Origin of the sequence: Sulfurospirillum sp. 1612 (genome assembly GCF_036556685.1) — a bacterium.
In the GTDB taxonomy this organism is placed as follows: domain Bacteria; phylum Campylobacterota; class Campylobacteria; order Campylobacterales; family Sulfurospirillaceae; genus JAADIZ01.
Genome location: NZ_CP140614.1, coordinates 2,320,892 through 2,342,899 on the forward strand (window position 1 = coordinate 2,320,892; position 22,008 = coordinate 2,342,899).

General features: G+C 39.5%; 24 protein-coding genes. 8 read left to right on the forward strand and 16 right to left on the reverse strand.

Translation table 11 applies throughout. The features are described 5' to 3' along the window. Nucleotides 1–98 precede the first annotated feature (98 nt). Entirely contained in the window at nt 99–1,376 is a 1,278-nt protein-coding gene (locus SFB89_RS11650; protein WP_331774862.1) for a citrate synthase, read from the forward strand. A 2-nt stretch (nt 1,377–1,378) separates the two neighbouring features. Here the strand turns inward: SFB89_RS11650 and SFB89_RS11655 are convergent, their stop codons facing one another. The 4 genes from SFB89_RS11655 to recA are packed head-to-tail and all read right to left on the reverse strand — an operon-like array spanning nt 1,379 to nt 4,650. Next, nucleotides 1,379–2,050 (reverse strand): AMIN domain-containing protein, encoded by a 672-nt coding sequence (locus SFB89_RS11655; RefSeq protein WP_331774863.1) that lies wholly within the window; start codon nt 2,048–2,050, stop codon nt 1,379–1,381. A gap of 36 nt (nt 2,051–2,086) precedes the next feature. Beyond that, a complete protein-coding gene (locus tag SFB89_RS11660) occupies nt 2,087–2,356 on the reverse strand; it encodes a septum formation initiator (protein ID WP_331774864.1) in 270 nt (89 codons plus the stop codon). Between the two features lie 6 nt (nt 2,357–2,362). Continuing rightward, complete coding sequence (gene eno, locus SFB89_RS11665; RefSeq protein ID WP_331774865.1) at nt 2,363–3,631, reverse strand: phosphopyruvate hydratase; 1,269 nt, start codon at nt 3,629–3,631, stop codon at nt 2,363–2,365. Further along, entirely contained in the window at nt 3,628–4,650 is a 1,023-nt protein-coding gene (recA, locus tag SFB89_RS11670; RefSeq protein ID WP_331776089.1) for a recombinase RecA, read from the reverse strand. Before recA ends, eno begins: the two co-directional genes overlap by 4 nt. A 189-nt stretch (nt 4,651–4,839) precedes the next feature. Between recA and SFB89_RS11675 the strand changes: the two genes are divergently transcribed. From SFB89_RS11675 to SFB89_RS11685, 3 genes are read left to right on the forward strand one after another with little or no spacing between them, the layout of a single operon-like run. Next, on the forward strand, nt 4,840–5,703 hold the full coding sequence (locus SFB89_RS11675; RefSeq protein WP_331774866.1) for a menaquinone biosynthesis family protein: 864 nt from the start codon (nt 4,840–4,842) through the stop codon (nt 5,701–5,703). Nucleotide 5,704: 1 nt separating this feature from the next. After that, complete coding sequence (gene fliQ / locus SFB89_RS11680) at nt 5,705–5,971, forward strand: flagellar biosynthesis protein FliQ (protein WP_331774867.1); 267 nt, start codon at nt 5,705–5,707, stop codon at nt 5,969–5,971. Continuing rightward, entirely contained in the window at nt 5,971–6,753 is a 783-nt protein-coding gene (locus SFB89_RS11685) for a UDP-N-acetylmuramate dehydrogenase (protein ID WP_331774868.1), read from the forward strand. The genes fliQ and SFB89_RS11685 overlap by 1 nt, the downstream gene beginning before the upstream one ends. A 153-nt stretch (nt 6,754–6,906) precedes the next feature. Here SFB89_RS11685 and tsaD read toward each other — a convergent pair whose 3' ends face one another. After that, nucleotides 6,907–7,902 carry a tRNA (adenosine(37)-N6)-threonylcarbamoyltransferase complex transferase subunit TsaD gene (gene tsaD / locus SFB89_RS11690; RefSeq protein WP_331774869.1) on the reverse strand — a complete coding sequence of 332 codons (996 nt, stop codon included), beginning with the start codon at nt 7,900–7,902 and terminating at the stop codon, nt 6,907–6,909. Nucleotides 7,903–8,178: 276 nt separating this feature from the next. Here tsaD and SFB89_RS11695 point away from each other — a divergent pair, with 276 nt between their 5' ends. Both SFB89_RS11695 and SFB89_RS11700 read left to right on the forward strand, forming a co-directional pair. Further along, nucleotides 8,179–9,744: a DUF3373 family protein gene (locus SFB89_RS11695; RefSeq protein ID WP_331774870.1), complete on the forward strand. Its 1,566-nt coding sequence runs from the start codon at nt 8,179–8,181 to the stop codon at nt 9,742–9,744. Between the two features lie 94 nt (nt 9,745–9,838). Then, complete coding sequence (locus SFB89_RS11700; RefSeq protein WP_331774871.1) at nt 9,839–10,927, forward strand: c-type cytochrome; 1,089 nt, start codon at nt 9,839–9,841, stop codon at nt 10,925–10,927. A 10-nt stretch (nt 10,928–10,937) separates the two neighbouring features. Here SFB89_RS11700 and SFB89_RS11705 read toward each other — a convergent pair whose 3' ends face one another. From SFB89_RS11705 to SFB89_RS11720, 4 genes are all read right to left on the reverse strand, one after another. Further along, nucleotides 10,938–12,170 (reverse strand): hypothetical protein, encoded by a 1,233-nt coding sequence (locus tag SFB89_RS11705; RefSeq protein ID WP_331774872.1) that lies wholly within the window; start codon nt 12,168–12,170, stop codon nt 10,938–10,940. Nucleotides 12,171–12,184: 14 nt separating this feature from the next. Further along, complete coding sequence (locus SFB89_RS11710; protein ID WP_331774873.1) at nt 12,185–12,442, reverse strand: HP0495 family protein; 258 nt, start codon at nt 12,440–12,442, stop codon at nt 12,185–12,187. Next, nucleotides 12,420–12,893 (reverse strand): cyclic pyranopterin monophosphate synthase MoaC, encoded by a 474-nt coding sequence (moaC, locus tag SFB89_RS11715; protein ID WP_331774874.1) that lies wholly within the window; start codon nt 12,891–12,893, stop codon nt 12,420–12,422. Before moaC ends, SFB89_RS11710 begins: the two co-directional genes overlap by 23 nt. Nucleotides 12,894–12,959: 66 nt before the next feature. Beyond that, nucleotides 12,960–13,556: a lactate utilization protein gene (locus SFB89_RS11720; protein ID WP_331774875.1), complete on the reverse strand. Its 597-nt coding sequence runs from the start codon at nt 13,554–13,556 to the stop codon at nt 12,960–12,962. 76 nt (nt 13,557–13,632) lie between these two features. On the opposite strand from SFB89_RS11720, the gene SFB89_RS11725 reads away from it, so the two are divergent. Continuing rightward, a complete protein-coding gene (locus tag SFB89_RS11725; protein WP_331774876.1) occupies nt 13,633–14,751 on the forward strand; it encodes a pyridoxal phosphate-dependent aminotransferase in 1,119 nt (372 codons plus the stop codon). Here the strand turns inward: SFB89_RS11725 and SFB89_RS11730 are convergent. The 7 genes from SFB89_RS11730 to SFB89_RS11760 all read right to left on the reverse strand — a co-directional run bounded on the left by SFB89_RS11730 (nt 14,735) and on the right by SFB89_RS11760 (nt 20,624). Next, nucleotides 14,735–15,664: an AEC family transporter gene (locus SFB89_RS11730; protein ID WP_331774877.1), complete on the reverse strand. Its 930-nt coding sequence runs from the start codon at nt 15,662–15,664 to the stop codon at nt 14,735–14,737. The two genes, SFB89_RS11725 and SFB89_RS11730, sit on opposite strands and share 17 nt — an antisense overlap. 15 nt (nt 15,665–15,679) lie before the next feature. After that, nucleotides 15,680–16,696, reverse strand: a complete 1,017-nt coding sequence (locus SFB89_RS11735; protein ID WP_331774878.1) for a phospholipase A — start codon at nt 16,694–16,696, stop codon at nt 15,680–15,682. Then, the gene (locus tag SFB89_RS11740) at nt 16,693–16,980 is read right to left on the reverse strand and encodes a Dabb family protein (protein WP_331774879.1); all 288 of its coding nucleotides are present in this window, start codon (nt 16,978–16,980) and stop codon (nt 16,693–16,695) included. The genes SFB89_RS11735 and SFB89_RS11740 overlap by 4 nt, the downstream gene beginning before the upstream one ends. After that, entirely contained in the window at nt 16,980–18,128 is a 1,149-nt protein-coding gene (locus tag SFB89_RS11745) for an EAL domain-containing protein (RefSeq protein WP_331774880.1), read from the reverse strand. Before SFB89_RS11745 ends, SFB89_RS11740 begins: the two co-directional genes overlap by 1 nt. Beyond that, nucleotides 18,125–18,712: a molybdenum cofactor guanylyltransferase MobA gene (mobA, locus tag SFB89_RS11750; RefSeq protein WP_331774881.1), complete on the reverse strand. Its 588-nt coding sequence runs from the start codon at nt 18,710–18,712 to the stop codon at nt 18,125–18,127. The genes SFB89_RS11745 and mobA overlap by 4 nt, the downstream gene beginning before the upstream one ends. After that, nucleotides 18,709–19,974, reverse strand: a complete 1,266-nt coding sequence (gene leuC, locus SFB89_RS11755; protein ID WP_331774882.1) for a 3-isopropylmalate dehydratase large subunit — start codon at nt 19,972–19,974, stop codon at nt 18,709–18,711. The genes mobA and leuC overlap by 4 nt, the downstream gene beginning before the upstream one ends. Nucleotides 19,975–20,039: 65 nt before the next feature. After that, nucleotides 20,040–20,624, reverse strand: coding sequence for a flavin reductase family protein (locus SFB89_RS11760; RefSeq protein ID WP_331774883.1), 585 nt, complete (start codon nt 20,622–20,624; stop codon nt 20,040–20,042). Between the two features lie 39 nt (nt 20,625–20,663). On the opposite strand from SFB89_RS11760, the gene SFB89_RS11765 reads away from it, so the two are divergent. Continuing rightward, nucleotides 20,664–21,992, forward strand: a complete 1,329-nt coding sequence (locus SFB89_RS11765) for an NFACT RNA binding domain-containing protein (RefSeq protein WP_331774884.1) — start codon at nt 20,664–20,666, stop codon at nt 21,990–21,992. Nucleotides 21,993–22,008 lie beyond the last annotated feature (16 nt).

Here is a 22,008-nt window from a genome sequence, read left to right on the forward strand (position 1 = left end):
TCCTAAGTCCACAATATAATCATACAAATTTTATTTTAATTTTATTTTTTTTGGTATAATCTTTTCAAGACAAAACAACAATACTATAAAGGATATTTATGGCAAACAATACGGTTACTATCATAGACAATAGAACGGGTAAAAAATTTGATTTCCCAATTTTGTTACCGACTATTGGTCAGAGCGTTGTGGATATATCTGATTTTTACAAAGATACGGGGATGTTTACATTTGACCGCGGCTTTACCTCGACGGCAAGTTGTAGATCACGCATTACGTATATTGACGGGGCAAAAGGTAAGTTGATGTACCGAGGCTATGATATTTCCTATCTTGCCAATAAAAAAACGTATTTGGATGCAGCGTATCTATTGTTACACAAAGACCTTCCGACAAAACAACAATATGATGCCTTCAGCTATGAACTTAAAAAAAGATCCTTTATTCACGAGGGTATGAAAAAATTGTTTGACGCCTTTCCAGATAATGCTCATCCTATGGCAATACTCTCTTCTGCTGTGGCGGCATTATCGACATTTTATTTTGATTCTCTCGATATGGATACACCAGAAGAAGTCATCGAAATGGCGCATCGAATTATCGCAAAAATTCCAACTATCGCGGCATTTTCATATCGATACTCCAATGGCTTACCGGTTATTTATCCAGACCTTGACAAAGGATTTACGGAAAATTTCCTCTACATGCTCCGTGGATATCCACATCATCATGTCGAACTGAGCCCGATTGAAGTCGAAGCACTGGATACTATTTTTACCCTACATGCCGATCATGAACAAAATGCTTCAACCACAGCGGTCCGTGTGGTTGCCTCGACACATGCTCACCCTTATGCCGCGATTTCTGCGGGTATCGGCGCGCTTTGGGGACGCGCACATGGTGGAGCCAATGAATCGGTTATCCGACAACTTGAGATGATTGGTACGATTGATAATGTAGAGAAGTTTATCAAAAAAGCAAAAGACAAAAATGACCCATTTAGATTGATGGGCTTTGGTCACAGAGTGTATAAAAACTTTGATCCAAGAGCAAAAATACTCAAAAAACTCAGAGACCAATTGGTCGATGAGCTGGATATCGATTCAGAATTGATTGCCGTAGCCAATAAAATAGAACAAATTGCGCTCAGTGATGAATACTTTGTATCAAGAAATTTATATCCGAATATAGATTTTTATTCCGGGCTTATTTTAGAAGCGCTCAAAATACCAAAAGAGATGTTTGCGGTTATTTTCGTCATCGGAAGAACGCCAGGATGGATTGCGCAATGGATTGAACTCAAAGAACAACCAGATATGAAAATTGCACGACCACGACAACTCTATCTTGGACCAAACGAAAGAACGCCAGAATAGTATTATTTAAGGGTGATGCGATATTCACCCTTTTGCTCTTTATTTAGGGTATAACCATACTGCCCATCGAGTGTAATTGCCACACGATAATACCGATCATGATTACCTAAAACAATTGAGACAAACGGAGTAGTATCTGTTTTGAATGTCTTCGTAAGAAAACGCGCATCTCTTCTGAAATCCAACACTACTTTATACGGTTTACTGACTAAAAAATTGCGAATCAGCTTGTCTTTTGTCATAACAATCAACGCTTTGCCCATGATTTTAAATTGGATAAAATCTTTAAATTTATAATGTTGCGAGTGCGCTACAATAGGAGCAGGCTTATCTATTTTTGTCATATTGTGCTCAGGGGCTGCATCAGGTGGCGCAGCCACTTCATGATAAGAAGAGATGTTCCCTGCTATCCCCAGCTTGAAGGTATCATGCCAATCAATACTTTTATCGACGGTTACGGTTTTTGTCGCAATGGACCCATCAAGATTTTGATAAGAGATGGCGACGCTTTTCATAATCCGTGCACTATCAGGTAGCGTCATCGTCGCTTCTTTAAAGCTCTCATTGGTACTTTTTTGATGTGTTGCCTGGTCTATATTTTCAACCGCTTGAAAGGGATTGTCCCTTGCAACACACGCCAATGACAAACATAAAATAAAAGCTAATTTTCGCATACCATATCCCTCATTATCACAAAATCTCTCAAGGCTCTAATTGGTCGGTTCGAGTTGTTTGAGTTCAAAATAATCTTTTTGCAACAGTGCATTTTCTGCTTTAATCGCTCGTACATTCGCTTTGAGAGTATCACGACTCTCTTGCAACCCGAGCAACACTTCGAGCGAACTTTTTCCAAACAGCACATTTCCAACATAAACACCAAAGACGATAACGGCCAGTAGCAGCAATACCACTTTTGAATAAAAACGCGTATCAAACTTCTTCTTTGCGCCGTTATCGAGTTCATTTACAATCGTGCTCATCGTGCTCTAACTAAAGAGTTTTTCTCCTAAATATTCACCATATCCAAGTTCACGCTCAATCTCTAAAAGTCGGTTGTATTTTGCCGTACGTTCGCCTCTTGCCGTAGAACCTGTTTTGATTTGTCCCGCATTCATGGCCACAGCAAAATCAGCGATAAAGGCATCTTCGCTCTCACCACTTCGGTGACTCACGATACAAGTATAATCATTACGTTGCGCAAGGCGGATGGTCTGCATCGTTTCGCTAACGGTTCCGATTTGATTGAGTTTGATAAGGATTGAGTTTGCAATACCTTTTTCAATCCCCTCATTGAGTATTTTTTTGTTGGTGACGAACAAATCATCACCCACGAGTTGGATTTTACCACCGAGTTTATCGGTCATGATTTTCCATCCTTCCCAATCATCTTCACTCAAACCATCTTCAATCGAAACGATAGGATACTTTTCACAAAGGTCCACATAATAATCCACCAATTCTGCACTATTGAGTGTGCGTTTTTCAGATTCGAGTCGGTATCCACCATCACACACAAATTCACTACTTGCAGTATCAAGAGCAATCGCGATATCACTACCTGGTTTATAACCAGCCGCTTCGATGGCTTGCATAATCAATTTCAATGGTTCCTCATTGCTTTTGAGGTTGGGAGCAAAGCCACCCTCATCACCCAAAGCAGTACTCTCACCCATCGATGCGATGATTTTTTTGAGATGATGATAGACTTCAGAACAAGAACGAAGGGCTTCTTCAAACGAGTCAAAATGTAGTGGCATCACCATGTATTCTTGAAAATCGACATTATTATCAGCATGGCTACCACCATTGATAATATTAAACATCGGAGTCGGAAGTGTGAGGGCATTGACCCCACCGAGATAGCGATACAATGGCATGCCTAGGCTATTGGCGCATGCTCGTGCGACAGCCATCGAAACGCCCAAAACTGCGTTTGCTCCAAGTCGGCCATAATTTTGGGTACCATCAAGTCGCTTCATGACATTATCAATATCGGCTTGGTCAAACGGGTCGAGGCCTATTAATTCATCTGCGATTTCAACATTGACATTTTCTATCGCTTTTAACACCCCTTTGCCCATGTATCGCTCACCACCATCTCGCAATTCTAGTGCTTCACGCTTTCCGGTACTCGCACCACTTGGCACGACGGCACTCGCAGAAATACCATCACTTAAGATTACGGTTGCTCTCACTGTAGGATTTCCTCTGCTATCCAAAACTTCGTCGGCGAATACTTCGTTTATGTAGATCATTCCTCTATCTCCTCGATTATGTTGATAGGTGTCATTCCCATCGCTTCTTTGATTTTATCCTCTAACTCTGCCGCTAACTCTTTATCTTCTTTTAAAAGTGCTTTGACATTTTCACGTCCTTGCCCCAATCGTTTTTCACCATAACTAAACCAGGCTCCACTTTTGTCAACAATATCCAATTTCACGCCGTAATCGACGATTTCACCCTCTTTACTGATACCTTCACCGAACATGATATCAAACTCCGCTTGACGAAATGGCGGAGCCACTTTGTTTTTGATGACTTTGGCTTTGACACGGTTACCGATTTGCTCATCACTTTGTTTTAATGTCGCGATTTTTCGCACATCAATCCGAACAGAGGCATAAAATTTCAAAGCATTTCCCCCTGTTGTCGTCTCAGGAGAGCCATATCCCATCGTACCAATTTTCATACGAATTTGGTTGATGAAAATCACCGTCACACCCATTTTACTGACAACCCCTGTTAATTTACGCAAGGCTTGACTCATGAGTCGGGCTTGAAGTCCTACATGGGTATCGCCCATATCCCCTTCAATCTCACTTTTTGGCGTCAATGCCGCAACCGAGTCAACCACGATCACATCAACAGCACCACTTCTCACTAATGTTTCAACAATATCAAGTGCTTGCTCACCAAAATCAGGCTGTGAAACAAAAAGGTTCTCCACATCCACACCTAAATTGCTGGCATATTTTACATCCAGAGCATGTTCTGCATCCACAAAAGCACAAATGCTGCCATTTTTCTGAGCTTCTCCGGTAATTTGCAGCGCGAGGGTTGTTTTCCCTGAACTCTCAGGTCCATAAATTTCGATTATTCTTCCTTTTGGAACGCCCCCGATACCAAGAGCCAAATCCAATCCTAAAGAACCCGTACTGATAGAATCGATGGGCTCGATTACCTTGTCACCTAATCGCACAAGCGACCCTTTACCAAAAGCTTTGTCGATTTGCTTAATGGCCAGGTCCATTGCTTTTTGTTTGTTTTCGTCGATTTTCATTGATTTCCTTTGTAGACTTTTTGTAAAATCCAACGCTTACACTTTACAAAAAGTCTCTCAGTTTTTTAAGATACTTTTTGTATATATTTTATCACTTTGTGCTTAAAAAAGCCCTTTTAATCTTCGGCGCAATAAAAGTTTTAATAAAAAAGTGATAGAATTATCGCATACAAAAGGAGTTCTATGAGAAACATTACCGTAGCCCACTCACCCGATGCCGATGATATTTTTATGTATTATGCCATCAAGTTCGGTTGGGTCAGCGCACCTGATACGAATTTTCAAAATATCGCCTTAGATATTGAAACGTTAAATCAAAAAGCTTTAAATAATATTTATGATATTTGTGCCATTAGTTTTGCACTCTATCCAAAAATTCGAGACGAGTATGCCCTCTTGCGTACAGCTGTAAGTTTCGGAGAAGGATACGGTCCTAAACTCATCAAACAAAAAAATAAAACACTCAAACGCCATTTTAAAGTCGCTTTGAGTGGGGAACACACGACCAATGCCCTACTCTTTAGAATCGTCTATCCGGATGCGAAAATCGTCTACAAAAATTTTCTAGAGATAGAAGATGCGGTCATTCAAGGAGAAGTGGACGCGGGTGTTTTGATTCATGAAAGTATCCTGGATTTTGATGAAAATCTAGAGGTTGAACGCGAACTTTGGGATGTCTGGCGCGAACTTTGCAAAGAAGATTTACCTCTGCCTTTGGGTGGTATGGCAATAAGAAGGTCCATCCCTCTCAATCAAGCCATCCAATACGAAGCACTTCTCACCAAAGCGGTACAAGTGGCTCATGATAATCAAAAATTACTTTCTAAAATGTTATTGCAACGGGGATTAATCCGTGTCGATGCGCAAACGCTTGAGACCTATCTCTCCTTGTATGCCAATGCTAAATCTATCTCTATGGATGAAGCACAACTCAGTGCGGTTGATAAACTCTTTGCGATTGGCTATGATCATGGATTTTATGATGCAAAAATCACAGCAAGAGATTTGATGATTCCCACAGAATACGAAAGCATAAGGAACTCTTAGCATGGAAGCCAAGCTAATAGGACTCGGTGTCGAAACCTTTAAAATCGCCCTTTATTTATCGATGCCGATGTTATTAGCAGGCTTGTTCGCCGGTCTGGCTATCAGTATCTTCCAAGCTACCACACAAATCAATGAAATGACCCTCAGTTTTGTGCCTAAGATTATTGTGGTCGTGCTCGTGGCGATTTTTACGATGCCTTGGATGATGAATCTCATGATTGAGTTTACGACTCGGATTATCACGATGATTCCCACCTTTATATTTTGATGACAAAGCAAATCGATTTTTCAACATTTTCCAGTATCAAAATCGGCCCTGTGGTCGATGTCGAGGTGATTGATACGATTGCCGCGTATCCGGATGTGACTCTTTTGGGTGGCGCTAATAATCTCTTGATTGCGCCCAATCCTCCGAAACTAGCGATGCTTGGCAAAAATTTTGATTTTATCCACGAAGATGAATCGCATCTTTATATCGGTGGGGCGACGATGAGTGGCAAAATACTCTCATATGCAAAGAGGCACGATATCGCACACTTTGAGCTTATGCAAAAACTTCCCGGAACCCTCGGTGGTATGGTCAAAATGAATGCGGGACTCAAAGAATGGGAAATTTTCAACCACCTCATCGCAATGAGAACCGAGCACGGTTGGATTCAAAAAAAAGATATTACCTATGGCTATCGCAAGACGCACTTTGAGGGCATCGTATTTGAAGCTAAATTTGAAAAAATAAAAGGTTTTGATACTTCATTGTTGGCGATGTTTCGACAATTTAGAGACAATCAACCCCATCTACCAAGTGCCGGCAGTTGCTTCAAAAATCCAGACCATAGGTATGCAGGCAAACTCTTAGATGATGTCGGACTCAAAGGGGCAACAGTAGGAAATATGGCATTTAGCCAATCGCATGCAAATTTTTTAGTCAATCTCGGTGGAGGAACGTATGAAGAGGCCATCACCCTCATCGAAGAGGCAAAACGACGTGTTTTTGAAAAGTATGGCATTGATTTAGAATTAGAAATAAAGATTTTAGGGCACAAAATCTAAAAGATTCCCCAATGTGCCCTTTCCCTATATAGCTTAATGAAGTTATTAAAACTTTTGTGAATTATAATGAAAATCAGGTATCAAAGCTCTTATGAGTCAAAATTAGGTAAAAAAAATATGTTTTCTTAAAGAAATCTTAACATAATTATGACATTATTTTATAAATTCACTCGATCTTGGATGTGCCAAAATCTGATCCATTGGCACAAATCGCTTCAGCTTATACGCATCAATCGCACAGCGTCCAATCATCGCAGCATTATCAGAACAATACGCCAAAGGGGCGACATGCAATTGCGCATCATGAGATTGGACAAATTTTTCCAATTCTGCACGCAAACTCAAATTGGCACTCGCTCCGCCGACAACACCCAGATGGCGTAATGGCTTATTTTTATACACTTTGTTTAATTTTTGCATCAGATGAGCAATGGCCACTTTTTGAAAAGAGGCACAAATATCTGCGCGAAGGGTATCATCCATCGGCGTATGCGCTTCGATACAGAGTCGTACTTGATTTTTTAATCCTGAAAAACTAAAAGCCATTTTGGGTGAATTTGAAAGGGGCACGGTAAAGTTAAAAGCTTGGGCATTCCCCTCTTTTGCATATTGTTCTACTATCGGGCCACCCGGATATCCAAGCCCCAACATTTTGGATACCTTGTCAAAACTCTCTCCAAAACTATCATCCAATGTTGTCGCCATAATATAGATATGATCATAATCATCAATATGCAAGATTTGCGTGTGCCCTCCTGAAACCAATAACACATCTAAAGGAAACTGCGTTTTTTGTTCTAAAAACAATGAGTAAATATGCCCTTTTAAGTGGTTAATTGGCAAAATCGGCAATTTCAACGCCACGCTGAGTGCCTTGGCCATGACAATACCCTCCACCAATGAGACACTAAGTCCAGGCTCATTGGTCACAGCAATCGCTTTGAGTTCGGGAAAATAGGCTTTGGTCTCTTCCAAAATTTTGGGAAGGGCTAGAGCGTGAAGCCTGGCCGCTAGTTCTGGCACGACGCCGCCATAAACACTGTGATCTAATTCTTGGGATATTTTTTTATGATACAGCAGTGCCCCATCACAAATCCGTGTGATGGCAATCGAACTATCATCACAACTGCTTTCAATACTTAAAATCAATCGTTTCTCCAGTTTTCTTAAAAATTATTTTGAATTATATCATTTTTTATAATATGCCCGACAGGCCACTTTTGCATTAAGTAAATTTTTTTTTACATTTTTATGTAAATTTCAATTAAATTTTATCTTTCTTAGGGTATGATTTCAAAAGCTAATGTAAATATCTATTCACTTGCGTGGTGGGCTATAGATTTTATGAGGGAATTTGCGTTTTTTGGTTATGATTTGTAATCAATTTAAAATAGGGTTATCCTAGAAACTATTCGGAGGTTTAGAATGAAAAAATTAGTCGCTCCATTGCTGATTGGAGCAATTTTTGGTTCTTATGCGTTTGCCGCACAAGATGCAGATTTGAAAGCGGAAGTCGAAGCACTAAAAGCTCAAATGAAAGAGTTACAAAATACTCAAAAAAAATTTAATATAGAAGCGTTAAAATCGCAACTGTTGGAAGTCAAAGCACACGATGCTCATGATAATATAAAATTCAGTGCAGATTTTAGAACGGCATATGATGCGATTAGTTACGGAACTAGCGATGCAGCCGGCGCTAATAGTACTGTAAAAAATGGTATTTGGACCAATAAATTAATCTTAAATATGGCCGCACAACCTCGAGATGATTTAGTCTTTAGAGGGGCTTTGGGCATGTATAAAACATTTGGATATAACAACACAGCTGCATTGAATGGTTTTCAAAATATGGATTGGTATTCTAGTGAAACACCAAGTGATACTACTTTAAGAGTCAAAGAAGCCTACTTCTTATACCTAGGTCAAGCAGGGGATATGCCATATACTGTTAGTTTTGGTCGAAGACCTTCTGTGACTGGATTTTTAACCAATCTTAGAGAAGATGATACGCATCCTGCCTCTCCAATTGGTCACAATATCAATATGGAATTTGATGGTGCTAGTTTCATGGTCAATGTTGAAAAATACACCGGTGTTTCAGGTATGTACTTCAAACTTTGTTTGGGTAGAGGAAACTCAAATGTAAATGGAAAATATCCAGCCTTCACAGGATTTAATGGAAGTAACTTATCATATGCTGGAGCAACATCATTAGCACTTCCTTATTCACAAGGAGTAAGTCAATATTATGCACCTAATATGGACTTAGCAGGACTGTTAGCACAACTTTATAATGATGGTCAATACAAGGTCATGGCTAACTGGTTCAAAGGTTGGAACATGATGGGCGCAGACTTTACAAGGGTAGGTGGTGCTGGAACACCTTTGGATCCAACAGATGACACTTTTTCAATGCATCTAAAAGATGTTGGCGATTTAACAGGTGGTGCCCTTTCATTACAAGTTGATGGTATTGGTGATGGTATCAGTGATTTCCTTGATGACACGACAGCCTTTGCATCATTTGCCTGGAGTACTACACATCCAAAAGGTGTTACAAATACAATTGCAAGTGAAGAAGGAATGGTGTCTGCAGGACCAGGCATGTTAGGTTCTTCAAAATCTGAAACCGGTACTTCTATTTATGTAGGTGTTCAAATGCCAGGTTTCTTTGATAACGATAGAATCGGTATTGAATACAACCACGGTAGTAAATACTGGAGAAGTTTCACTTACGGTGAAGACACTCTCATAGGCTCTAAACTATCTACTAGAGGTAATGCGTATGAAATCTACTACAACTTCCCAGTTCTTGATAGATTCTTAACCGCACAAATTCGATATACTTATATTGATTATGACTATACCGGAAGCGATATGTTCTTTGGATCAACCGGTACTCCTTTGACAAAATCTGAAGCAGCAGCACAAGGCATGGGCTTTGTTGATAATGCACAAGATATCCGTCTATCTTTAAGATATAGATACTAGAATACCCCTTTAGAAGAGACTTCGGTCTCTTCTAAAACACTTCCAAACAATTTTATAGTATAATTTCCATCAAATCATAAAGATGGAGCACTCCATGATGTTTATCAAAAAAAGCCTAGTCCTAATTTTTTGTTGTTTTAGCACCCTGGTGTATGCCACAACCATCAAAGCCGTTTTAGTCCCAGGCGATGTCTTTGGAATTACTCCTAATTCTAAAGCATGGATTAGTACCGACAGTACGACCATCTTCAGCTATCCGCTTCGTCCGCACAACACTCAAGAAAATATTTCAACCCAAAATCAAAAAAAGAGCACCACCATAAAAGCCCTCTATGATGGCAAAAATGTTGCAATTTTATTCAAATGGAAAGCACCCCTACTCCCAAAAGAAAACAATACCACGACGATTTTGAGTGAAAATTTTACGGTGCAAATCCCCAAAGAGGGATTGCCTTATGTGAATATGGGCTACCAAGATGCTCCTGTTTTACTTTATACCCTGCGTGCAAACGAAGAGATTAATGCAACCACAAGAAGACTCCAAGATGCAAATATCAGTGAAAGCACCCGATTATCTCAAGCACAAGGGCCAGAGCATATCAAAGAACTCTTCCCTCTCACTCAAGATTACACAATGCATCTAATCTATAAAAAAGGGTATTATCTTGCTAGTTTTACGAGGGTTCTCAAAAGCACGATAAACAATCTCAATAGTGGTGTTTTTGCCATCTCTTTTTCTTCTCATCTCACTTTTCAAAACGACAACAATCACACCCAATACCTCTCGCCGTGGATTGCCATACAATTATCAGGTGAACACGGCAATGACACCCTTCGTGAAAGACTCAATATGAAAGCTACAGGAGATATCGCTAAAGGGGCGAAGATAGCTTATGAAAACTGTGCTATTTGCCATCGTTACAAAGATGTCAAAAGAGCACCTGAAGATATGGCTCCTGATCTCTCGTTTGCTGGAGGATTATATGATTTGAATTATCTCAAAGAATCCCTCATCCATCCTAGCAAAGTCATCATGAAAAGTTACCGTGATGACAATCAAACCAATGCAGCATGGAGCGGTACAAATGAAGCAGGAGAAAGCACCTCGACGATGCCTTCTTTTGAGTGGTTAAGCCAGCAAGAGATGGATGATTTGCTCACTTTTTTACAAACACTAAAGTAGGATTAGCGCGTTATTTATCATCTTTTTTGATACTGTCTTTAGCATTTTTCACCGCATTATCCAACATATTTTTGGCCACTTCCCAAGCACGAAGTCCTAATTTTTTGGCTTCAGCCGTCGCTTTTTTGGCAGTTTCATTTTGTTTTAGGGATTCTATCTTTTTATTGGCAATCTCTTCGAGAGAGTTGACATCTTTTTTCAAAGATTCGAGTTTTTCACTCGCCAAATCTTTAAGGTCATCGATAGAGACTTCATCTTTTAACTCTTCCACTCGTGAAGTAATTGCTTCTGTGGCTTCATGGGTTGCTCGTTTTAATCGTTCCACAGCACTACTATATTTTTCAACTTTTTCATACAGTATTTTTTGTATCTGTTCATCATACTGGGCACTGATATCTTTTAGAAGTTCAATATACTCATCCTCGACTTTTAGAAGCTCTTTTTTGGTTTCAGCCAAACTTTTACCCAGCACATCTTCGACCTCTTCGGGAGCAAATTTAATATCATTTTTGAATTTATCAATCGATTTTGCAATCCCCTCTTTCACCCCATCAACCGCACCATCAATCAACTCACGTGAATGATTGATATTTTCTTGCGCAATCTCCAAGGTGACATCCATAATCGTGTTGGCAATGTCTAAAAATCTTCTTTTGTTAAATTCTCCATCATTGATTGCTTGAAAAGTGAGGTTTTTGGTAATCTCCAAGGTCGTCTCTGTAATATAACTACCCTGCTCTAGCGTCGTCAAGAGTGCCTCTTCTGTTGTTTCTCGCAAGATTCCGAGCATCTCAAGCGCATTGAGTTTTGTATCATTGAGAGCACGAAATGCTACATTTTTAGTGTCCTCAGGAAGTGAATCGATATGTTTTTCTAGCACATAATACGTCCCTGTAATCGTCTCTTTGATATTCTGTTTTTGTGTCTGAATCGATTTTTCTATTTGCTCTTTTTCATAGATGGTTTTATAGAGAAATTCCTCTTTATCATAGCTCGCAGCACGCAATAATCCAGTGATAACCGCTGCAATATTCTTAGCATTTTTGGCATTCTCTTGCTCTAAAGTGATGCAATAAAGATCAAAAAGCTCCCCCACCCGATCACGGATTTTTTTGTCATCCTTTAATCGTTGTATTTTCTGTTTGGTGAGATCAAAGCTGACATCTTGCAAAATCTTTAAAAACTGATGACTGTCTCTATTTTCTTTTATTGTATTGGCGAAAATTGTTTGTGCTGACTCCATATCTACTGGTCTCCTTAAAGTACAAATTTGATTTTTTTGTGCTGTTTTAAGGCATCAAAAATAGCTTTTCTATCTTCATCACTATGAACCACAACTTGCAAAGCATGGCTTGAATATTTACCTTTTGTGCTATCTTGAGATTTTTTGACACGGTGATCACGATCTTTGAGTAACTCTTTGCTGATCAACGCAGCGTCATGTTCTTTTTCTAAAATAATTTTATATTCCCACGACAAGGGATATTCTAATTTAAGTTCTTTTGAATACGCCACTCTTGCCTCCACTTTTCTCTTCTAACATAACATCACGAATCACCATCGTTCTATCGATGGCTTTAGCCATATCATAAATGGTCAACAATCCAATACTCACACCCGTGAGGGCTTCCATCTCAACTCCGGTTTGTCCTCGTAGTTTTGTCGCGACGGTGAGTTTAAAACCTGGAAGTTCTGGCAACTCATCCACATCACAATTCACCGATGTCAACATCAAGGGATGGCACATCGGGATCAAAGAACTGGTCTGTTTTGCCCCCAAAATCGCGGCGATGACTGCGGTTTGTAATACGGGCCCTTTTTTTGTTTTCTCTGAGACAATCATCTCATAAGCGTCCGGGCTCATCTTGATGACCCCACTGGCTACGGCAATGCGTGTTGTATCATCTTTGTCCGAGACATCGACCATCTTAGGTCTATCTTTTTCATCTAAATGTGTTAATTTCATCTACCCTTTTCCCTTATTAAATAACTGCTGCATTATATCGAGTTTTACCCTCATCTAAAGAGTGTCTCAAAAACCCAATGACTCATCGACTAAAATAATATGCGTTCTGTCTGGTTCATCGCCATTGATGTAGGCAAATTTGTTTGCGATATTGTTCCAATTGTATCGAGGCTCTTTGCCCATCTCCAATGCTTTGGTATTCATGCGATCGATATTTTTTTGAGCGGCGACATTTTTGATGCGCTCAAATCCCGCTTCACGTGTCGGCACTATTTTATTGACGCCTGCGATAATCAATACTTTTTTGGGGCCAAATATTTGTGCCGCGACACGATTACCGCTACCATCGGCATTGATTAACTCACCCTCTTGGGTAATCGCATTACATCCTGTGACGTACAAATCACTCAACATGCCCTCGCGTCTTCTTCGGGTGTTCTCCTCCATGCTGATGCCACTTTCGTATTGGTTCGAGACTTTTATCTCTTTTTGCTCTAGTAAATAATCTAATAATCCGATTTGATTCACCGTGGTGGAACCTCCAAGCCCCACTGTATGCACGCCTTGTAAAAATGTTTTTGCCAACGCCAAAGCTTCCTCTTTGTTTTTCACCCTATGAACGCTAAAACCATTTTTTTCAAGATTTTCTATCAATTTTTGCATAAAAACCTATCCTTTTTTTCTTATTTTATCAAACATTTTATAAAATGTTTGTTATGATTTCACAAAAGGATTATAGATGCGATGTTCCCAGATGAGTTCATTTATTGTGATGGATATAGTGCGTGATGCCCTCCAATATGAAGATGCCATACATTTTGAGGTAGGACAACCCGATATTCCCCCTTCTCCAAAAGTCAAACACGCGATGATTGAAGCGATTCAAGCGGACCACTTTGCTTATACTGAGAGTTTGGGATTGTATGATTTGCGCCTCAAAATTGCCAAGCATTACTACAAAACATACGGGGTACGCGTCGATGCTAAACAGATATTTTTAACACCCGGTACGAGTGGCGCTTTTTTGATTGCCTATGCGCTGAGTTTAAAAACTGGAGCCAAATTGGGACTCTCTGATCCTTCATATCCTTGTTATCGAAACTTTGCAAGAATTTTGGATATTGATCCGGTATTTATGCCTATCGATAAAAATGATGATTTTCAACTTCATGTGGCCGATTTACAAAAACACCCACTCGATGCACTTCAAATCTCCTCTCCGGGAAATCCAACAGGAAATCTCTATCATGATGACAATCTCAAAGCATTAATCGCATATTGTGAACAAAACGATATTGCCTTTATCTCTGATGAACTCTACCATGGCCTCACTTATGAAAAAGACGCGAGAAGTGCGCTAGAATTTAGCGATAATGTCTTGGTAATCAATGGTTTTTCAAAATACTATTGCGTCCCGGGAAATCGTTTGGGTTGGATTATCGTACCCAAACACCAATGTGAAGCCGCAGAAAAAGTGTGCCAAAATCTCTTTATCTCCGCTCCAACACTCAGCCAATATGGCGCATTGGAAGCTTTTGATGAGGAGTATCAAGCCAAAGTCAAAGCAGCCTTTAAAGAGAGACGGGATTATCTTTATGAGCAATTATCGCAGATCTTTGAGATTGACGCTGCTCCTGAGGGGGCTTTTTATATCTGGGCCAATGTGTCAAAATATAGCGATGATAGTTTTGAATTTGCCAAAAGCTTGCTTCATGATATCCACGTCGCTGCCACTCCGGGGATTGATTTTGGACAAAATGGAACCAATCAGTACATCCGATTTGCCTACACAAGAAGCATTGAGCATATGAGTGAAGGCATCAGACGTATGAGAGCGTATCTCAATATTGAGGCATAAATAACGCCAGCATCACAGGGATACTCACAATCGAAATCACCGTGCTTAAGATAACAGCAAGTGAGGCTTTTTCAGGATGCACATTTAAAAGCGAAGCCACAGCGACGGTATTGCCAGCCATGGGGACAATGGAGAAGATAAACATCACCCGATACAAATCCATAGAGAAAAAATGAAAAAACATACTATCAATCCAAATGAGCAATAACACCATCGCAGGATAGATGATAAATTTGATAAAAAATGCGACCCCCATAAAGAGTTTATCAATGCCCACATGCGCCAAACCTTTGAGTCCCATGCCGATCATCATCATACCTAAAATAGCATAGGCTCCTTTAAAATAATCCAGATACGCCACAAGATCATGACTCAATTCGATGTGCGCAAGATTAAAAACTAACCCCAAGATGAGCGCATAAATTGAAGGTAGTTTTGCCACCTTAATCAAACTCTGCTTGATACTATAGTGCCCCTTAGCCACCACAAAAAATCCGACCGTACTCTCATATAACAGTGAGGCAAGCACGGTAAAGATATAAATATTAGCCAAGCCCTCATCGAGCAACATAATAGCAAGAGGAATGCCAAAATATCCCGTATTACCCGTACCGGCTGTGAACGCTAGTATATTTTTGGTGTTATCTCTAAAAAAGAGACTTCCAAATTTGAGTGAAATGAGCGCCAAAAAACTACTTAGAAGATAGAGAAGAATGGGCAAAGAGACGACACCAAGATTGAGTTTGACCTTATATGAGGCCAAAAATATCACAACTGGTCCGATGATATAAATCAACAAAGAGGCCATGTTTTCACGTCGAGCACCAAAAAAATGCACCACAACATAGCCAAGCACAATGGTGATATAAAGGGGGAGAATCTTCAACCCCAAAGAAGTCGCGATTGCTACCATCTGCAACCTCCTCTCTTATCGTGTGAGCGCAAAACCGATACCGATTCTGTCATTTCTTTTATTATAGTCAATCAAACTCTCACCATAACCGCTAAAAATCTGAATATAGCCAAACATATCTTTGACGTTTTTAATCGGAAACGTCCAATCAAACTGAATCGCCCCTTTGTTGTTGCTGTCAAATTTTAGGTTATTGCGTATTAAAAGGGTGAAAAAGTTTTGCTTATAAGGATAAGAGATTGTCACATCCCCATATCCGAGATAATCATAAATATCGGGATTATCATCGCCGTTTGGATCGGTGATATTGCGCTTTTTCTTCTCCGGCAAACGGTACCACGCCCTTGGGATAATAAAAAATCCATACTTTTGAAATGCCGCGCTCACATAGACACGGTTCCATGATCGTGATGCCAAGCCCCCTTGACCGTTGGATTGGTGCACCAAGCCCACTTTATAAGCTTTCAAGGCACTTTGCTCATTCGCATTGGGAATCATCATGAAGAGTTCTGGCTCATAATTGGTTTCTCTAAAAGGAGAAGATGGTGCGCTTGTTTGCCACCATGAAGTCTGCGTATATCCCAAAAACAATTCATCTTGCAAACCGAGCAGATTTTTGGCAAGACTCTTTTTGAAACTGATTTGAAATTTGGTCTCGGTGTCCTTCCTGCCAGCATGATTCACAAAATCATAAGTCAGAGGTAAGAGATAGTTCATCTTGTACGCTTTGATATCAAAATTTGATTCGATAATTTGCTGTACCGTCTTATCTGTAGAACGATTTTTATAACCGTCAATATGATTGACACCAAACTCAGCAATCGGAGCATCAGGATTGCTCTTTGTGCTGGCATTATTTTCCACAATAGTAAGGGGCATGGACAAGGCAGCTGCTTTTTTATAATAAATCATCGCCTGTTTGAAATCGCCGTTTTTTTCGTAAGCTTGCGCCTTTAGATAGGCTTTTGTTGCACTACTAGCATACATCATGATAGAACCAAAAAGAAGAAACGTGAATAAATATTTTTTCATAATTCGTAATCAACTACATGTGTTTTTTCTACCAAATTTTTAATAGCACCTAAAGCCTCAAGATGTTGTGGATGCGTCGCATAATATTGCAAAGCTGATAATGTATCAAAATCTACTATAAGAGCGAGATCATAAGCCCGCGTCTCTTTGCTAAAATTGAGACCCATCTCAATATGTTGGACCCCTTCAATCTTACCTTTTAAAGATAAAATCTTCGTTTTTACTGCCGTTTTATTCGCAGCACTGCTCTCTTTTAGCTTAAAAAACACAATATGTCTAATCATCAAATCTCCTTTTTAGGTCGTGCTATGAGAAATCCTTGAAAATACTCACAACCCATTGCTTTGGCAATCTCATAACTCTGTTGGGAATTAATACCCGTAGCAATCATCGGTTTGCCATAGCGTTTGAGTGTTCCGACTAAGTCTTGATATTGTTGGATATTCACCTCGCGAGTCGTATCTGGATGCAATTTAATAAAATCTATCGCTTCAAAATCAATTCCCTCACAAACATCGAAGCTTTTTACATTATCCAAAAGCACCTTGATACCCGCTGCTTTAAGTTTGGCGATAGACGCATTGGCATCGTCTTTGAAGTTTTTTATATCCAATTCAAAAAGGATATCTTTCTCTCTTAAGATGGATAGCATCATCTGCAAAATCGCTTCATCTTCAAGGTCTTGTTGGCTGATATTAAGACTCACAGTTGCTGGCTTTTGTTCGAGGATGGTCACTAATTTATGTAACATCACTTCTAGAAGCTCTTTATAACGTCCAAACTGATGGGCAAGATTAAAAAAGAGTATCGGTGATTGTAAATTGTCAGCATCATCAAAACGCGTCAATACTTCACAAAACGCTCTATTTCCATGTGCATCTACCACCGGTTGAAAATAAGGGCTAATCCGCTCTTTTTCAATAGCCGTGGCAATCAATTGTTGCAATGCTTTTGCATTTTCATCCAGTAAATTTTTGGCAAAGAGTGAGTAGGTCATGTACTCTTGGTCTTGCGCTTTGGCAACTTTTAAGGCAATATCAGCTTTTAAAAGGGTATTAAAATGGTCAATACTAATCCCCATATTGTAAGAAATCACCACGTCATTACCGGAAAAGATAATCTTTTTATGTTGTAAAGATTCCGGAATCTCTATCAGGAGTGATTCAATTTTTTCAAGCTCAAAAGGTGCTTTTGACAACAGCACAAAAGCATCATTGTGAAGACGAAATGCATCCATATCATGCGGTGCTGCAAAAGCCTTGAGATTATGGGCAAACGTTTGGAGGACCTTATCCCCACACTCATCTCCATATTTAAGGTTAATATTTTTAAAATTTTTGATATCCAGCTTGAAAATAGATGGAAATTTTGTATTTGCTAAGAGCGCATCTAAATCCTGAGCATCGGGAAGCGTCGTCAATGGATCTATCATGATTGAGACTCTTTCATCAGTGCTAAGGCATGTTGATAATCCTCTTGTCGGTTGAGATTGAGAAAAGGAGCACTATCCTTTATATCCAAATATTTTATATTGGAATTTTCAAATAAATTTTGAATTTTGTGTTGATTTTTGTTAAGATTCTCTTCTATTTTTGGAAGCAATGAGCAAGAGTAAATGGCACACAATTGCTGAGTACGCTCTCCCGTGCGAGCAATCACCGCATCACTATCATGATCGAAGACATCATACATTTTTTTATAAATATCAGATGTCACAAAAGGCGTATCCACACTCAGCACACAAATAGGGGTTTGTAGCTTTGTCATGATACTATAAAGTGCCACAAGTGGAGAATACGCCTCGAATGTTTTCACATCTTCAATAAAATTAGCATCAAAATCAAATTTGCTGCGATCTTTACAACTCACATACAAGGCCTGAAACGCTGATTGGTTGCGTTGTATTTGATACTCTGTGAGTGTTGAAAACCCACCAAAAGGGAGCAATGCTTTGTCACTCCCCATGCGTGAGCTTTTCCCACCTGCGATAATCACACAAGGTAAGGGTATAATCATAAGCTTCTAGGGTCAGTGATTTTCCCACTCACCGCACTCGCTGCTGCGATGGCGGAGTTGGCAAGATAAATTTTACTACTACGATCTCCCATACGTCCGATAAAGTTACGATTGGTAGTAGAGATACATACCTCATCTTTACCTAAAATACCCATATAACCGCCCAAACAAGCGCCACATGTCGGATTGGAGAACACCGCTCCTGCTTCGATAAAGATATCAACCAAGCCCTCTTTTTGTGCTTGCATCGAGATTTTTTGCGTTGCCGGTGTGATGATAAGTCGAGTTTTTTGGGCGACTTTTTTGCCTTTTAGAATTTTCGCAGCAATACGTAAATCTTCCAATCTACCATTGGTACAGCTGCCGATAAAGACTTGATCTACGGCAATTTCATCATGCACGGCTTGGCTCAGAGGCTTGCCATTTGAAGGAAGATGTGGGTAAGCGATAACGGGCTCTAGTTTCGTGACATCAATCTCGATAGTTTGTACATAAGTGGCATCTGCATCAGAGTAAAACTCTTTTGGTTGGCGAGCTAGGTTTTTATCTTTCAAAAAGTCCCGCGTAATATCATCCACAGCAATGATGCCATTTTTTGCACCCGCTTCAATGGCCATATTACACAGTGAAAAGCGATCATCCATGCCAAGATATTGAAGGGTATCTCCGGTGAATTCCAATGTTTTATACAGTGCACCATCCACTCCAATTTGGCGGATTACTTCCAAAATCAAATCTTTTCCATAGATTAAATCAGCAGGTTTCCCACTAAAGACTACTTTGATAGCTTCTGGCACTTTAAACCAATTGCCTCCGGTAATCAGCCCAAAAGAGATATCAGTCGAGCCCATACCAGTTGAAAATGCTCCAAGAGCACCATGCGTACACGTGTGAGAATCCGCACCGATGATAACATCTCCGGGGACGACCAAACCTTTCTCTGGCAACAAAGCATGCTCAATTCCCATATCTTTTTCATCAAAAAAGTATTTGAGGTTGTGTTTATACGCAAAATCGCGGCTAATCTTTGCTTGATTGGCACTTGCAATATCTTTTGCCGGGATGAAGTGATCCATCACGATACTAAATCCATCAGGATTGACCAATTCTTTAACACCACTCTCTTCAAATGCTTTGATGGATATCGGTGTTGTAATATCATTACCAATAATCATATCAATATCAGAACGGATGATTTCCCCGGCTTTTACGGGATGTCCGACATGTGCACTAAATATTTTCTCTGTAATCGTCTGACCCATTATCTTTTCCTTCGTATTAACTAGAATGTTATCTTGATTTTATCAAAAAAATCTTTAAAAAATTATCACGGAATTATCGGAGCCTTAATCGTGACGCCTAAGTGAGCATAATCTCCTCCAATACGTGCAATTGCGGGAAATTCAAAATGCATTTTTTCTTTGTTGGTAATATAGGCATCCTCAAGATACATGTGCTTGATTTCAACGATGAGGGGCTTGTGTGCACTGCCTTTGATATCTAATTCCTGATAGAGTTCACAAAAAAATGCAACCGGCGCACCTTGAATCATACTGGGATAATTTTGAAACTTTTTTTCAAGCGGAATATCAAAGAGCGTTGCTTCACTCGTCTCTTCATCCAACTCTTTAGAGCTAAAATGCATCATTTCGAGTTGATTATCTTGCGGGATACAAATCGTGCATTTTTTTGTCTTTCTGATATTTTTAAGCGTATCTTTAGGCTCACCATTGCGCTTGTGTCCGATTGAAACAATCATCGTCGCAGGGGTGGAAGTCAGCGCCATAAAATAGCTAAATGGAGCAATATTAACCACGTGATCTTCTGTGACAATCCAGGCAATAGGGCGGGGTATTACCGCCTGTCGCATCAACCGATAAGCGTCAGTGTTTTCATCAAAATCTATGAGCATCGCATCTCCTTTTTAGGACAATTATAATATAATTTCTTCATGAAACGAAGTACTTTAATCCAAATATCACAATATTTACAAAAATTTAAAACCATTAGTACCATCAAGCGTGTTGATGATACGATTATCAAGATTGTCTTTGATGCAGATGAAGTCCTCTTTTTTGATATGAGAAAAGGGGATGCGTATGTTTTCAAAAAAGCAGTTTACAACCGAGCAAAAGTCTATAATGCCCCTTTTGATGTAGTACTAAACAAAAGATTTTCCCGTGCGAAAATCGAAAAAATCGAAGTTCAAGAAAACAACAGAGTCCTTACTATCATGACCAAGGCAAGTAGCAGTTACAAAATTCAAAACACTTCGCTAATCCTTGAATTTACAGGCAAAAACACCAATTGCATCCTCGTAGATGAGACCCACCACGTCATCGAAGCCTTGCGACATATTGACAGCAGTGTATCCTCTAGAAGCGTCAAAGTAGGGGAAACTTTAGAAGATTTGCCTCCCTTTGAGATCAAAGAGACTCCCCAAATCATTGATAATATGGAAGAATTTTTGATTGAGCAGTACCATACAAGAGCAACACAACGCTTACAAGCGATGAAAAACCAACGCATCAAAAATATCCAAAAAAAAATTGACAAATTTCAACGTATTTTACAACAATTAGAAAATGAAGAGAGTCTGATAGAAAAAGCCCAACAATACAATTTCTGGGGCACACTCATCCTCAGCAATTTAGAGAGCATCAAAAACTATCAAACCCACATCTCCTTGCACGATTTTGAAGGAAACGCAGTGGAAATCACCCTGCCCAAAGAGGCAAGAAATGCCACAGAAGCGGCCAATATCTTGTTTTCTAGCTCAAAAAAATTCAAGAAAAAGGCCAAATCACTCTATATTGAACGAGAAAATTTAGAAGAAAAGATTGCTTTTTTGCAAAAAATGCAACACGCAATCGCCCATGCAAAAGATGCCATGGAACTCAATATCCTCGCCCCAAAACAGAAGCAACAAAAAAAATCAAAAAATATGCCAACCTCCTATGAAAGCTTCTATATTGAGGGCTTTAAAATCATGCTAGGCAAGAATGAAAAAGGTAATATTGAGCTACTCAAAGAGGCTAAAAAACGAGATATTTGGATTCACATGAAAGATATTCCCTCTTCACATGTTATAATAAGAACCAACAAGCAAAATATTCCCAACAATGTTTTGGAATTTGCGGCACAATTGTGTGTTGATTTCAGCGTGGATAAAAAAGGTCTCTATTTGGTCGATTATACACAAAGAAGGAATGTCAGAATCAATGAAGGGGCTCATGTTAATTATGTGGATTATAAAACAATAAGCGTATCAAAGGAGTAACAACGATGTCTCTTCT